Raw genomic sequence first — 13,697 nt, forward strand, 5'->3', positions numbered from 1 at the left:
AATATTGTAATTTAAACAATTTTATAAATATTTTATTTAATTAAAAAAAGGAAATTCACTATGAAAAAGAAATTAGTACTAGCCTATTCAGGCGGATTAGACACTACAGTTATTATACCATGGCTTAAAGAAAATTATGACTATGATATCATTGCTGCATGTGTGGATGTAGGTCAGGGAACAGAAACAGACGGACTAGAAGAGAAAGCTATAAAAACAGGAGCTTCAAAATATTATCTAGTAAAATGCGAAGATGAATTCGTTACAGATTATATTTACCCTATATTAAAAGCTGATGCAGTTTATGAAGATAAATATCTTTTAGGTACTTCAGCAGCACGTCCTTTAATAGCAAAAAAACTTGTTGAAATAGCATTGAAGGAAGGAGCTTCTGCTATAGCACATGGAGCTACAGGAAAAGGAAATGACCAAGTAAGATTCGAATTAACAGTAAAAGCATTAGCACCTAATCTTGAAATAATAGCCCCTTGGAGAATATGGGATATATCATCACGTGAAGATGAAATAAAGTATTTGGAAGAAAGAAATATACCAGTACCTATGAAAAAAGATGATTCTTATTCCAGAGATAAAAACCTTTGGCATTTATCACATGAGGGTTTAGAGCTAGAAGATCCTGCTAATATGCCTAATTACGAAAAACTTTTGAAATTATCAAATACTATTGAAAATGCTCCTAATGAGGCACAATTTGTAGAATTAGAGTTTGAAAAAGGAATACCTATTAAAGCAGATGGTAAAGAGTTTTCACCTTCAGATTTGGTAAAATACTTAAATGAAATAGGCGGAAAACATGCAGTAGGTATAGTTGATTTGGTAGAAAACCGTGTAGTAGGTATAAAATCAAGAGGTGTTTACGAAACTCCGGGCGGAACTATTCTTTATGCAGCACATAGAGAGCTTGAACATCTATGTTTAGACAGAGAAACTTTATCATTCAAAGCTATAGTTGCAAATAAATTAACAGACCTTGTATACAGCGGAAGATGGTTTACTCCTCTTCGTGAGGCTTTGAGTGCTTTTGTTGATAAAACTCAGGAAACTGTAACTGGAAAAGTAAAATTAAAACTATATAAAGGAAATATTATACCTGCAGGAGCTTCTTCTCCTTATTCTCTTTATAATCAGAGTTTGGCTAGCTTTACCACAGGCGAATTATACAATCACAAAGATGCTGAAGGCTTTATAACATTATACGGACTTCCTTTGAAAGTTAATGCCTTAATGAAAGAACAAAATAAAATAAATGAGGTTAAATAATTAATTTATGAAAGAAAAATTATGGGGGGGACGTTTTTCAAAAGCTCTTAATAAAGAAGCTAATGATTTTAATTCATCATTATCTTTTGACTGTAAGATGTATAAAGAGGATATATTAGGAAGCATAGCACATGCAAAAATGCTTGGCGAATGTTCTATTATACCTCTTGATGAAAGCGTAACTATAATAAACGGCTTAAAACAAATTTTAGAAGAAATAGAAAATAATAAACTTCAATTCGATTTTGAACTTGAAGATATACATACTCAAATAGAGAAATGGCTTATAGAAAAAGTAGGCGAAGTTGGTAAAAAAGTACATACTGGAAGAAGCAGAAATGATCAGGTAGCCCTTGACCTTAGAATGTATTTAAAAAACGAAACAGAAAATATAAAATCTCTTTTACTAAATTTAATTTCTGTTTTAATAAGCATTCAAAAAGAAAATACAAAAACATATATGAGTGGCTATACTCATCTTCAAAGAGCACAGGTTATTACATTTGCACATTATTTAGGGGCTTATGTAGAGATGTTTAAAAGAGATTTTGAAAGATTAAATGACGCTTATAAACGTATAGATGTAATGCCTCTTGGAGCTGGTGCTTTGGCATGTTCCACTTACAATATAGACAATAAAAAAACTGCTGAAACATTAAACTTCAAAAATGTAATGCTTAACTCTTTGGACGCTGTATCTGACAGAGATTTTGTTATTGAAACTGAAGCTGATTTATCAATAATTATGATGCATTTAAGCCGATTTTCTGAAGAGCTTATTTTATATTCCACTTCTGAGTTTAAGTTTATAGAGTTTGATGATGAGTTTACAACAGGTTCAAGCCTTATGCCTCAAAAGAAAAACCCAGATATACTTGAACTTATTCGTGGAAAAACTGGAAGAGTATATGGAAACTTATTTTCTATATTAACAGTAATGAAATCTCTTCCTTTGGCATACAATAAAGATATGCAGGAGGATAAAGAGGGAATATTTGACTCTTTAAAAAATGTTGAAAACTGTTTATCTATACTTCCTAATGTATTAAAAACTATGAAGATTAATAAAGAAAATATGCTTAACTCTGTTAATGAAGGATTTTTGAATGCTACAGAGGTCGCTGATTATCTTGTAAGAAAAGGTATTCCTTTCAGAGATGCTCATGGCATATCTGGAAGGCTTGTTGTATACTGCATTAATAATAATAAAAATCTTTCTTCTCTAAGTATAGAAGAATATAAAAAAGAATGCAGCCTATTTGAAGATGATATATATTCTTTTATAACTCCAGAGGCACAGATTGCTAATAAAACTATGTTGGGAAGCCCTAATGAAAATGCTGTTTTAGAAGTGATAAAAATTAATGAAAATTGGCTTGATAATAATAAAATGAGCTAAAAAAATTAATTGTATCAAAAAAAGAGTGCTTAAAAAAAGCACTCTTTTTTGTTATTTATTTACAAAATTTATTAGACTTGTTTTAAAACTAAATTTATTAATATTTATAAATTTTTAATCTAATATTTTTTATTATAGTTGGGGCTTTGCCCCAAACCCCAGTTCTTTTATTGATATAAAAGAACCAAAAGAACTGCATTTTGTAGTTCAAATATATAATTTATACAATATATAAAACATAATTAGTACGATTTAATAATAATTTCAATACTTGCACTTTCGCGAAGCGTATCCGAGCTTATTGAGGATATAAGCTTCTTTGACGCTGTCCGCCTCGCTCTGCGTACCGTAGGTGTGGCACAAAGAAGCAAAAAGACTGCATTTTTTACTAAAATATAGTTATTGTAATACATTTTTAACATATTTTATTAATACTAAATAATACTTCATATTATTTATAAATTATAATTACATTTATAAATAACTAAAATTTGACAAATTATACTTGTTTAGGTATATTACAAAATTTATTCTACAAATGTTATTTCTTTATCATAAGGGAAACTAAATGACATTCCGTATATTGTAAATGTCAAAGTTGTTGCAGCAGTACATTTGAAACTTTTACTTTTTACGGCATTAAATGCTGTAGTAAATACATCTAAATATTTGGCATTAAAATTAATATTAATTTCTTTAGACTTATTTGCAGGTATTGTTAAATTTTCTACAGAACTTGCTGTTGCAAATGTTTTACCAGATGTATTAACTAAATCTATCTGAACTTTGTCTATTGGAACTTCAAGCGGGAGATTATTTTTTATTTCTAAAAGAGTAGTTAAAGTCATATCTGTTAATTTAACTTCAGAAATAGAGGCTTTTTTTATTTTTATATCTGGTTTATGCTCCTCTATATAACTTCTTGTAATTTCTGTTGCTGACTTTTGTAATGTTTCACAAGACAATACAAAAAACATTATACTAAATATTAATGCAAAATATAGTGTGTTTTTTAACATGTATTATACCTTTTATATATTATATTTAATAATAACAGATATAAATATAAATAGTAATATTTTTAAGAATGATATAAATGTTTGATAATATCAAGTATATCGATATTTTTTTTCTTATTTGATAAATTTATTGGTATTAAAGAAAATAGATATAATTTACCGCTTATAAATTGTACATTAAAAACAGATTTTTTATGATATATAAAATTATGTATAAATGCTGATAATTCTTTATTATGTATTGTAATATTTAAAACTATATCATCTAAATTCATAGCTTTTATAGAAAAGTCTTCGCATTCAATATTGGTAAAAACCTTTTCTGTTATACTTATTAAATCTGCTTTAACATTTTTTACTTTAATTTTTAGAGGATAATTATTTTTTATATTTAATACAGCTTTTAAATATGTATAGTCCCATTCAAATTTAATTAATTCTATATTTTTTAAGCTAAATTTCATATATATGCTCTAATTATTATTTCAATAAGATTAACATATAATATATTATTTTCAATATATACCTAATACAGTTTGTCAAAATATTTTCAAGGCTTCACTACCGTACCGCACCCTACTTCTTTTGTGACGCTGTCCGCCTTTGGTGTGCCACAAAAAAGCAAAAAGGCTACATTTTATGCTGAATTTAGCAATTTATCCTACATATAAAACATAATTAGTACGATTTTATAATAATTTCAATACTTGTACTTTCTCGAAGTGTATCCGAGCTTGTCGAGGATATAAGGTTATTTTGGCGAAGCCCGCAGAGCAAAGGCTGGAAAATAACAACAAAAAAATTAACAAACTTAAAAATTTTCAGTATAATCCTTATTTGATGTAAAGATATAAAATATATTGACTTATTAATTTTTTTCATGTAACCTATTACAGTAATATAATAGGTTTGGAGTATTATATATGAATATTTTAAAAAATTATAAGTTTTCATTTATATTGATTTTTTCAATGATATTAGGTACAGTTATAGGGGCAGTGTTTGGAGAAAAAGCAGCTGTACTTCAGCCTATAGCAGATGTATTTTTAAATCTGCTATACTGCTGTGTTGTACCTATGATATTTGTTTCATTAGTGTATTCCATATCAAATATGGAAAATACAAACAAATTAGGAAAAGTGCTATCTGTTATGCTTATCATTTTTTTATTAGCAGAGATAATAGCCTCAATTTATATGCTAATAATAACTATAATCTTTAACCCTGCAGAAGGTTATAATATAGTGATGAATGAAACTGTAAATAATATTAAAAGCAATTCAAATATATTATCTATGTTTACTGTGAGTGATTTCAATCTTTTATGGTCAAGACAAAATTTAATGGCATTAATAGTATTTGCTATGTTTGTTGGAATTGCTGCAGTTAAATCAGGAGATACTGCTAAACCTGTAATAAAATTATTTGGTTCTTTAACTGTGATTATATCTAAAGTAGTTTCATATGTTATGTATTTAGCTCCTATAGGACTAGGTGCTTTTTTTGCTGTTTTGGTAGGACAAAATGGTGCTGCATTATCAGGACCTTTATCTAGGGCTTTGATAATATACTTTATAGCTGCTATTGTATTTTATTTTTTATCAAATACAATATTTGCATATCTTGGGGCTGGAATAAAAGGAGTAAAACTATTTTGGAAATATATTATACCTCCTTCTTTAGTGTCACTTGGAACCTGCTCATCAGCAGCTACAATACCTACCAATTTGATAGCTGGAAAAAATATAGGAATACCAGATGATATTAATGACTTAACTATACCTATGGGATGCAATCTTCATAAATCTGGAGCTGCATTGATAACTGTACTAAAAATTACTTTTATGTGCAGCATGTTTAATGTTAATATATTAGAGCCTCAAAATATTATTACTGCCGTATTAGTATCGGTGCTTGCTGCTTCTGTTATGGGAGCAATACCTGCAGGAGGATATGTAGGAGAGATTTTTATAATATCAGCATTCAATTTCCCACAGGAGGCTATACCTATAATGGTATTAATAGGAACAATAACAGACGCACCAGCTACTACAATAAATGCCACTAATGATGTAGGAGTTGGAATGATTATGGCTAGAATATTTAAAGGAAAAAATTGGCTAAAACAATATTAAATAAATTTTAAAATAATAAAGGAAATAAAAAATGGAAATAATAAAATACGAAAAGAAATATATTAAAGAAGCATTAAATATATGGAATGAAATAATAAAAGAAGGAATATATTTTCCTCAAATAGAAACTCTTCAAAATGAAGAAGAGGCTCATAAATACTTTAGTTCACAGGATTATACTGCTATTGCATATGAAGATGATAAAATCTACGGAGTTTATATACTTCACCCAAATAATATAGGAAGATGCGGACATATATCTAATGCCTCATATGCTGTAAGTAAAGATGCAAGGGGTAAAGGTATAGGAGAGGCTTTAGTAAGAGATTCTATAAAAAAAGGTGCTGAGCTTGGATATAAAATACTACAGTTTAATGCCGTTGTAATATCCAATAATGCAGCTCATAAATTATATGAAAAGATTGGATTTAATAAAATAGGAATAGTAAAAAAAGGATATCTTAATAAAAATAATGAATATGAAGATATTGTACTTTATTATATAGATTTATAATTTATTATTAATAAAAAAGGATAACATTTTATGGATTTTAAAAAAGTAAAAATAGAAATATATATACCAGAAGAATATACTGATAAATTAAGAGAGGCTTTAAATAATATAGGAGCTTTAGGTGTTGGCAACTATGATAATGTTATGTCTGTAACAAAAATTACTGGGTATTGGCGTCCTCTTAAAGGAGCTAATCCTTTTGACGGAGAAGTTGATAAAATATCAAAAGCTCCTGAAGATAAGGTGGAGTTTTCAACTGATATAAAAAATGTGGAAAATATTATTAAGGTTATGAAAGAAGTTCACCCATATGAAGAGCCAGTAATGAATATAATACCATTAATTAATGATAGATTTGATATTGGATTAAATTATTAATATTAAAAAAATGCAATAAAAAAACAAGAGCCTATAATTATATAAACTCTTGTTTTTATATTCACAAATTAATTAATTTTATGCCTGTTTAACTTCTGAAAGATCTTTTACAGAATTTACTCTCTCATTAGTAATAGCTTTAGTAGGACATTTAGCTATACTTTCATTTGTAATAGAATAATCATCATAATTAACTATAGCAAGATAATTATCTATTTTCATACCGCCCTCTTTAGTAGCTTTAACACAGATACTGCATCCTATACAAGCTCTATCACATGCCTTTTTAGCAATAGGACCTTTATCTTTTGACTTACAATATACATGGAATTCTTGAGAAACAGGGTGTATTTCTATAAGTTTTTGAGGACAAGCCTTAACACATGCATTACATGATACACATTTATCTTCAACAATAACAGGCATTCCAGTCTTTTCATCTTTAATAATAGCACCAAACTCGCATGCCTTCATACAATCATAAAAACCAACACAGCCATAAGAACAGTTCTTATTTCCTCCAGCCATAACAGCAGAAACACAAGTATCAGCACCATTATATACTTTATCAGATTTGGCTATACCATTATGTCCATGACAGAAAATATAAGCTCTTGTTCTTTCTTTTTGAGGAGGTGCTACTTTACCCAAAAAGTCTGCAACTTTAGCTGCAGTATTAGCTCCTCCAACAGAACAGCCATCTACAGGAGCTTTGTCATCAACTAAAGCCTTAGCAAACTGAGCACAGCCCGGAAAACCGCATCCTCCGCAGTTAGCACCCGGAAGCATTTCGGTTAATTGAGTAACTCTCTCATCAACTTCAACTTTAAAAATTTTAGAAGAAAATATCAATAAAACAGCCAATATCAAAGCAATTAAGCCTGAAGATATTGAAGCTACTAAAACAGATGTCATCATTTTTATTATCCTTTTAAATAACTTCTAACACACTAATAATAATCATATCTTGATTATACCAGAAAAACCATAGAATATAAGAGCAAGTATTCCTGCAGTTATGAAAGGCATAGCAGGTCCTCTGAATGCCTGAGGTATATCAGCAGTAGATAAACGCTCTCTTATGCTAGCCATTATAACTAATGCCAATGTAAATCCTACTCCTGCTCCCAAAGCAAATACTATATTCTGTATAAAATTATATTTGTATAATACACCAAATAAAGCCAAACCTAATACACAGCAGTTAGTAGTTATAAGAGGCAAATAAATACCTAAAGATAAATACAAACTTTCACTAGTTTTTCTAACAACCATTTCAACGAACTGAACCAAAGCTGCTATAACTATAATAAATAATATAGTTTGAAGAAATTCAATTTTAAAAGGAACTAATATATAGTATTGAATCATCCAGCTTACAGCGGCAGTAAGTACGAGTACAAAAGTAACAGCAATACCCATACTTATTGCAGAATCTAATTTATTTGATACTCCCAAGAAAGGACATATACCCAAAAATTTAGTTAGTACGAAATTATTAACTAATACAGTAGCAACAAAAAGTAAAATTAAATTAACCATTAGCTTTTCCTCCTCTAGCATCTATAGCCCTTTTTATAGCAATTAAAGTACCCAAAGTAAAGAAAGCACCAGGAGCCATAATCATAACAACCCAAGGAGTTGTAATTTCGTTATAGGCATTCAAAGCAAAAGGCATAGCAGATTCTACAAAACCTCTTATGCTTCCTACTATATCAAAACCAAGCCAAGTACCATTTCCTAATATCTCTCTAACAGATGCAAGAAGTGTCAAAGCAAAGAAGAAACCTACACCGTTGCCTAAAGCGTCAAATATACTAGGTATAATACCGTTTTTATTTGCAAAAGCCTCAGCTCTTCCTAATATAATACAATTTACAACTATAAGAGGAATATAAGGACCTAAAGCTAAAGACAAAGTATAAAACTTAGCTTTCATAACTATATCAGTTAAAGTAACAAAAGCTGCTATAACTACAATGTATCCCATAATTCTAACTTCATTAGCATAAATCTTTTTTATAAGTGAAATTAAAGCAGATGAGCATACTAATACAAAGATAGTAGCTGCTGACATACCTATAGCATTCATAACACTGCTGGTTACTGCTAAACTGGGACACATACCAAGAACCTGAACGAAGGTTGGGTTATTTTTCCATACACCTTCCATAAATACTTGAGAATTTTTCATAATAATTTAACCTTGATTTAATTAAGATTATACACTTATATATTATATCATAAACTGCAAGATTTTTCAAGTAATATCATAAATATATACACATTATAGGTACTTTTTATTAATGATAACCTATTTTAACTTAAAAAATGATACTGCTTCCTCTAAATTTATGGATAATTCTTCAAGTTCCTTAGAAATTTCACTTACATCTTCTGCCAATTTGGTATTACTTTTTGAACTTTTTTCTATGTCGCTTATATGCATACTTATAGAATCTATGCCTTCTTTTTGAAGTTTTAAAGCCTCAGTAAAATTAGATAAAAGTGAATATGTTTTTTCTATTTTCTCTTTCATATCATAAAATAATTCTTTTGATTTATTAGCAGACTGTGCAGCAAGTTCTATACGTTTCTGACTTTCTTCTATAAGAGAAGATATATCTTTAACTGAACCTGATGTATTTTGGGCTAAATTTCTAACCTCATTAGCAACTACTGAAAATCCTCTACCATTATCACCAGCACGTGCTGCCTCTACTGAAGCATTTAATGCTAATATATTAGTCTGAAAAGCTATATGTTCTATAACTTTAGTAATATCTTTTATTTTATTACTTACTTCACTTACTGAATTAGAATTATCTGCTGCCTCGCTTATACTGTTATCAGCCATATCTATATAAGCATTAGCTTCTTTCATTATATCTATAAGTTCATTAGCATAATTTGCCGTCTCTGATACAGAATTGCCTATATTATTAGTAATATCAAAAGCAGTATGCATCTTATCAAAATTATTTTCTGTTTCACTATGAAGTTTATCATTTTTTGAAGATATCTCTCCAGCCCTATTTTTTGCCTCTGCAGAAATAACATTTACTACATTAACTGCATCTGTAAGTGCCTCTTTCATATTATAAAAACTGCACATCAAATTACCTATCTCATCTCTTCTAGTACCGCAGGTAACATCACTATTTATTATATAACCATTTGATATATTATCCGCCTCTTTTACAACAATATTTAAAGGTTTTATTATTGATTTTGCTATTAATCTTCCTATTATACAAATTATAAAAGACATAATCAAAGCTATAACTATAACTATTTTTGTAAGTCTATTTTTATCACCGTAAATTTCATCTTGACTGTAGCTTACTATCAAATACCAAGGTGTATTATTTATAGGATTAAATAAAGATATCTCTGACACATTATTATCATCTACATATTCTAAAATACCTTCTTTATTATCCAAAACATACTGAAAAAATTCATCCTCTCTTTCTCTTATAGTTTCTGGTTTTCTCTCATAGGCTGATGTTCCTATTATATTACTTTCATATATGTAGAGTTTATTTGTATCATTATGTGCTATTATATTTTTATTTTTATCTATAATAGCTATAGAACCTGTACTTCCCAACTGACTTGGCATAATATAATCTGCTATAAACTTCATCCAATTAATAGAACTATTTAATACACCTACTACATTACCATTCTCATCTTTAACACCTTTCCATATAACACATATAGCATTAAGAGGATTAGCTGAAGAAGGCTGTATCAAATCTCTTCCTGCAAAATCATAGCCTGTTTCTTTAAATCTAGTCCAGTCTGATGAGTTAGCTCCGTAATTAATATGCAGAAGTTTACCTCCTATAGAATCAAGTATTATATTGGCATTAAAGTTTACTAATGAATAATTATAAAAAACTTCTGTATCTGCTACTTCTCTTGTAAACTCTTTCAAAGAAGCTTCAGCTGCAAGTTTATTTTCTTCTGTAGGATTAACTAAATATCTTGATAAATTAGGATCTTTAGAGTATAAATCCATAACAAGTCTCTTTTCTGAAAAATATAAATCAATCATATCTGAATACGACTTAGCAGCAACTCTTAATCCCTTTATAGCAGTATCTTCTATAGACTTGGAACTTACTATTGTAATTATAAGCACTATAACAAACATACATAATATAAAAGTAATTGAAATTATAAAAGGTATTCTAAATGAAAGATTATTTATTTTCATAATATACAAACCACATAAAAAATAAACTAAAAAAAATTTAGATATTTTTTAAAAAACTAATTTTTTTTCATATATTATAATATAATATAAAAATTACAAAAAATCAAATAATTAAAATAATATTTTTATTTTAATAAGGAAAAATTACATTATAAATAATTTAATCTAATAAAAAATTAATTTAATATAATAATTAATCACAAATAGTTTATTAACTATACTCTAAATTTAAAAAAGCTTGTGTGGGAGTTATAATTTCTAATAGACTTGTTTCAAAACTACTTGACAAGATTATATATAAAATTTTTATAATTTATAAATTATAAAAGCAATGTTTTATATGTTGTATCATTTATCATTCTAGTATATAAATATGCAGTCTTTCACTGAAGGTGTACAGCGTATGCTTCTTTGTGCCAACAAAAGAAGTGGGGGGGTTACGTAGTAAGCAGAGCGGTGCACGACTGTGTGCTTCGCAGGGCTAGTACCCACAAAATTATAAAAAATTAGTTTTGAAACAAGTATAATATAAATAAACAAGAAATAAAAAACTATTTATATAACCACTAATAAAAAAATCACTTGCTGTATTTTTCGAATATGCTTTTTATTTCATCATCAAAGATTATTGACCACTTTATATATTCATTATTCATAGATAAATCTGCTCCATTTTTTAGTAAAAGCTCAAATATGTAAGCATTTTTCTTTTTGGCTGCTATAACTAATGCAGTATTTCCTTCAGGGTCTGTCATGTTAATATCAGCATTATTTTTTATAAAAAACTCTGCAAGTTTTACATGTTCTTTCTTAATAGCAGCCATTAGAGGAGTATATCCATCTTTTCCTCTTTTATTAATATCTGCATTATTATCTAATAATATTTTTGCAATTTTTCTCTTTTCAACAAGAGTTAAAGGCGTATCTCCAAAATCATCTTGAAAATTAACATCTATTCCTTTTGATATATATTTTGATACTTTTTCAATTTCTCCATATGAAACACTATTAAGAAATTTGGAATTTCTCTTATATTCTTTATCATGATAACTTTTAAAAATGTTAAACATATCATAATTTTCATTTTTACTCGCATAATATAATGCTCTTCTTCCATAAACATCTCTTGCAAATACATCAGCTTTATTTTCTATTAAAATTTTTACTATATTAATATGATTATGCATAGCAGCAAGAATTAAAGCACTAGAACCTAATTTACTTTGAATATTAATATCAGCATTATTTGCTATTAATAAGTTTAATATTTTTTCAGCATTATAAGAAGCAGCACACATTAAAGGACTAATACCGTCATTGTCCATAGCATTTACATAGGCTCCTCTTTTTATAAACTCTTCTGCTATATCAAAGTTATTGTCATTATTAGAAATATATTCTAAAGCTGTATTATTTAAATAATTTCTAAAATTAACATCAGCATTATGTTCTAATAATATTTTTATTATTTCTTTATAATGACTGCGTGAAGCTAAAAGCAATGCATTAAATCCGAATTTCCCGTATACAGCATTATTAATATCAACTCCTTCAGAAATATATTTTAAAACATCATCTATTTTATTTTCAATAACTGCATATAAAAATTTTATTTCCTTAGATGAAGCATCTAATATTAATTTTACCATTTTCTCTTGATAAATATTTTTATTATGTGCTATATCTAATGCAGTTTCATCATAGTTATTTTTTAATGTCAAATCAGGATTATATTTCAAAAGAAGCTCAGCAATCTCTATATTATGTCCATTTACACTATACATCAGAGGGGTTTCTTTTCTATGATCGGATAAATTAATATCAGCATTATGCTCTAACAATATTTTTGCTATATCATAAGAACTATCATCACATGCAATTATCAAAGGAGTTCTGCCCCATTTATCTTGTACATTAGGACTTGCATTATATTCAAGTAAAGCTTTAACCATATCAATATTTCTACTTTCACATGCATATATTAAGGCGGTATTTTCTTCATCATTATTTTTTATTTCTGTATCAGCATTATTCTCTAATAAAGCTATTACAAAATCAGTTTTTCCAGCATAAGAAGCCCCTATTAATGCTGTAAAGCCTCTATTATCCTTTGCGTTTATATCTGCTCCATACTCTAATAATATTTTTATTATTTCTCTACTAGGTTTATTATTTTCCATTAAGGCATAATATATTAATGCCGTTTCTCCTTTTTGATTTTTATAATTAGGATCATAGCCGTTTTCAAGTAATATTCTCACTATTTCAGCATGATTTCCGCTGCAAGCTATCATCAATGCAGTTAAATAATTATTTTCTAATGTAGTCTCTATATACATATCAGCTTTGTGTTCAAGAAGAATTTTAACTACATCTGCATTGCCATAAATACATGCATATATCAAAGCAGTATAATTATAATGATTAGTTATATTTACAGAAGCATTATACTCTAATAAAAGTTTTACTATATCAACATTTCCTTTGTAAGAAGCAATCATTAAAGGGGTATATCCGTCTTTATTCTTAAAGTCAATTTCAATATCTTTTTCTGAAGCAACATTTTTTATTATTTTTATTTTCAATTAATATTTTTGCTACTGAAAATATATTTATATTTATATAATCATTTTTATTTAATAAATATTTTATATGCTGAATATTGCCGTCTTCTACAGCATTGAAAAATTCAATCTTTTCTTTATTTGTAAACATCATAAACCTCTAATATTTTTTATTTTATAAA

11 protein-coding genes and 1 pseudogene are annotated in these 13,697 nt (G+C 27.9%); 5 read left to right on the plus strand and 7 right to left on the minus strand.

The features are described 5' to 3' along the window. The first annotated feature begins 60 nt into the window (after positions 1-60). Positions 61-1,281, plus strand: coding sequence for an argininosuccinate synthase (locus KQ44_RS06710; protein ID WP_096736769.1), 1,221 nt, complete (start codon positions 61-63; stop codon positions 1,279-1,281). Between the two features lie 7 nt (positions 1,282-1,288). Further along, positions 1,289-2,680 carry an argininosuccinate lyase gene (gene argH, locus KQ44_RS06715; RefSeq protein ID WP_096736770.1) on the plus strand — a complete coding sequence of 464 codons (1,392 nt, stop codon included), beginning with the start codon at positions 1,289-1,291 and terminating at the stop codon, positions 2,678-2,680. Between the two features lie 527 nt (positions 2,681-3,207). Here argH and KQ44_RS06720 read toward each other — a convergent pair. Then, a complete protein-coding gene (locus tag KQ44_RS06720; RefSeq protein WP_096736771.1) occupies positions 3,208-3,699 on the minus strand; it encodes a hypothetical protein in 492 nt (163 codons plus the stop codon). Between the two features lie 62 nt (positions 3,700-3,761). Next, positions 3,762-4,163: a hypothetical protein gene (locus KQ44_RS06725; RefSeq protein WP_096736772.1), complete on the minus strand. Its 402-nt coding sequence runs from the start codon at positions 4,161-4,163 to the stop codon at positions 3,762-3,764. A gap of 459 nt (positions 4,164-4,622) precedes the next feature. Between KQ44_RS06725 and KQ44_RS06730 the strand changes: the two genes are divergently transcribed. Genes KQ44_RS06730 through KQ44_RS06740 form a run of 3 tightly spaced genes read left to right on the plus strand, consistent with a single transcriptional unit; the run spans position 4,623 to position 6,726 of the window. Further along, positions 4,623-5,834, plus strand: coding sequence for a dicarboxylate/amino acid:cation symporter (locus KQ44_RS06730; protein WP_096736773.1), 1,212 nt, complete (start codon positions 4,623-4,625; stop codon positions 5,832-5,834). A 31-nt stretch (positions 5,835-5,865) separates the two neighbouring features. Continuing rightward, a complete protein-coding gene (locus KQ44_RS06735) occupies positions 5,866-6,348 on the plus strand; it encodes a GNAT family N-acetyltransferase (RefSeq protein WP_096736774.1) in 483 nt (160 codons plus the stop codon). 30 nt (positions 6,349-6,378) lie between these two features. Beyond that, a complete protein-coding gene (locus tag KQ44_RS06740) occupies positions 6,379-6,726 on the plus strand; it encodes a cytochrome C biogenesis protein (protein WP_096736775.1) in 348 nt (115 codons plus the stop codon). A gap of 78 nt (positions 6,727-6,804) precedes the next feature. Here KQ44_RS06740 and KQ44_RS06745 read toward each other — a convergent pair whose 3' ends face one another. The 5 genes and pseudogenes from KQ44_RS06745 to KQ44_RS06765 all read right to left on the minus strand — a co-directional run bounded on the left by KQ44_RS06745 (position 6,805) and on the right by KQ44_RS06765 (position 13,666). Next, entirely contained in the window at positions 6,805-7,644 is an 840-nt protein-coding gene (locus tag KQ44_RS06745) for an RnfABCDGE type electron transport complex subunit B (RefSeq protein ID WP_096736776.1), read from the minus strand. Positions 7,645-7,686: 42 nt separating this feature from the next. Further along, on the minus strand, positions 7,687-8,268 hold the full coding sequence (gene rsxA / locus KQ44_RS06750) for an electron transport complex subunit RsxA (RefSeq protein ID WP_020004685.1): 582 nt from the start codon (positions 8,266-8,268) through the stop codon (positions 7,687-7,689). Further along, on the minus strand, positions 8,261-8,920 hold the full coding sequence (locus KQ44_RS06755; RefSeq protein WP_020004686.1) for an electron transport complex subunit E: 660 nt from the start codon (positions 8,918-8,920) through the stop codon (positions 8,261-8,263). Before KQ44_RS06755 ends, rsxA begins: the two co-directional genes overlap by 8 nt. Positions 8,921-9,040: 120 nt before the next feature. After that, positions 9,041-10,951 carry a methyl-accepting chemotaxis protein gene (locus KQ44_RS06760; protein WP_096736777.1) on the minus strand — a complete coding sequence of 637 codons (1,911 nt, stop codon included), beginning with the start codon at positions 10,949-10,951 and terminating at the stop codon, positions 9,041-9,043. Between the two features lie 578 nt (positions 10,952-11,529). Then, positions 11,530-13,666 (minus strand): annotated as a pseudogene (locus KQ44_RS06765) (ankyrin repeat domain-containing protein). Positions 13,667-13,697: the final 31 nt, after the last annotated feature.

The organism is Brachyspira sp. G79 (genome assembly GCF_002379365.1).
In the GTDB taxonomy this organism is placed as follows: Bacteria; Spirochaetota; Brachyspiria; order Brachyspirales; family Brachyspiraceae; genus Brachyspira.

What these genes read in the sequence shown, in the direction of transcription:
- KQ44_RS06755 (WP_020004686.1), bottom strand. Translation starts at nt 8,920, where the DNA reads ATGAAAAATTCTCAAGTATTTATGGAAGGTGTATGGAAAAATAACCCA.
- KQ44_RS06710 (WP_096736769.1), top strand. Translation starts at nt 61, where the DNA reads ATGAAAAAGAAATTAGTACTAGCCTATTCAGGCGGATTAGACACTACA.
- argH (WP_096736770.1), top strand. Translation starts at nt 1,289, where the DNA reads ATGAAAGAAAAATTATGGGGGGGACGTTTTTCAAAAGCTCTTAATAAA.
- KQ44_RS06725 (WP_096736772.1), bottom strand. Translation starts at nt 4,163, where the DNA reads ATGAAATTTAGCTTAAAAAATATAGAATTAATTAAATTTGAATGGGAC.
- KQ44_RS06760 (WP_096736777.1), bottom strand. Translation starts at nt 10,951, where the DNA reads ATGAAAATAAATAATCTTTCATTTAGAATACCTTTTATAATTTCAATT.
- KQ44_RS06740 (WP_096736775.1), top strand. Translation starts at nt 6,379, where the DNA reads ATGGATTTTAAAAAAGTAAAAATAGAAATATATATACCAGAAGAATAT.
- rsxA (WP_020004685.1), bottom strand. Translation starts at nt 8,268, where the DNA reads ATGGTTAATTTAATTTTACTTTTTGTTGCTACTGTATTAGTTAATAAT.
- KQ44_RS06720 (WP_096736771.1), bottom strand. Translation starts at nt 3,699, where the DNA reads ATGTTAAAAAACACACTATATTTTGCATTAATATTTAGTATAATGTTT.
- KQ44_RS06745 (WP_096736776.1), bottom strand. Translation starts at nt 7,644, where the DNA reads ATGATGACATCTGTTTTAGTAGCTTCAATATCTTCAGGCTTAATTGCT.
- KQ44_RS06735 (WP_096736774.1), top strand. Translation starts at nt 5,866, where the DNA reads ATGGAAATAATAAAATACGAAAAGAAATATATTAAAGAAGCATTAAAT.
- KQ44_RS06730 (WP_096736773.1), top strand. Translation starts at nt 4,623, where the DNA reads ATGAATATTTTAAAAAATTATAAGTTTTCATTTATATTGATTTTTTCA.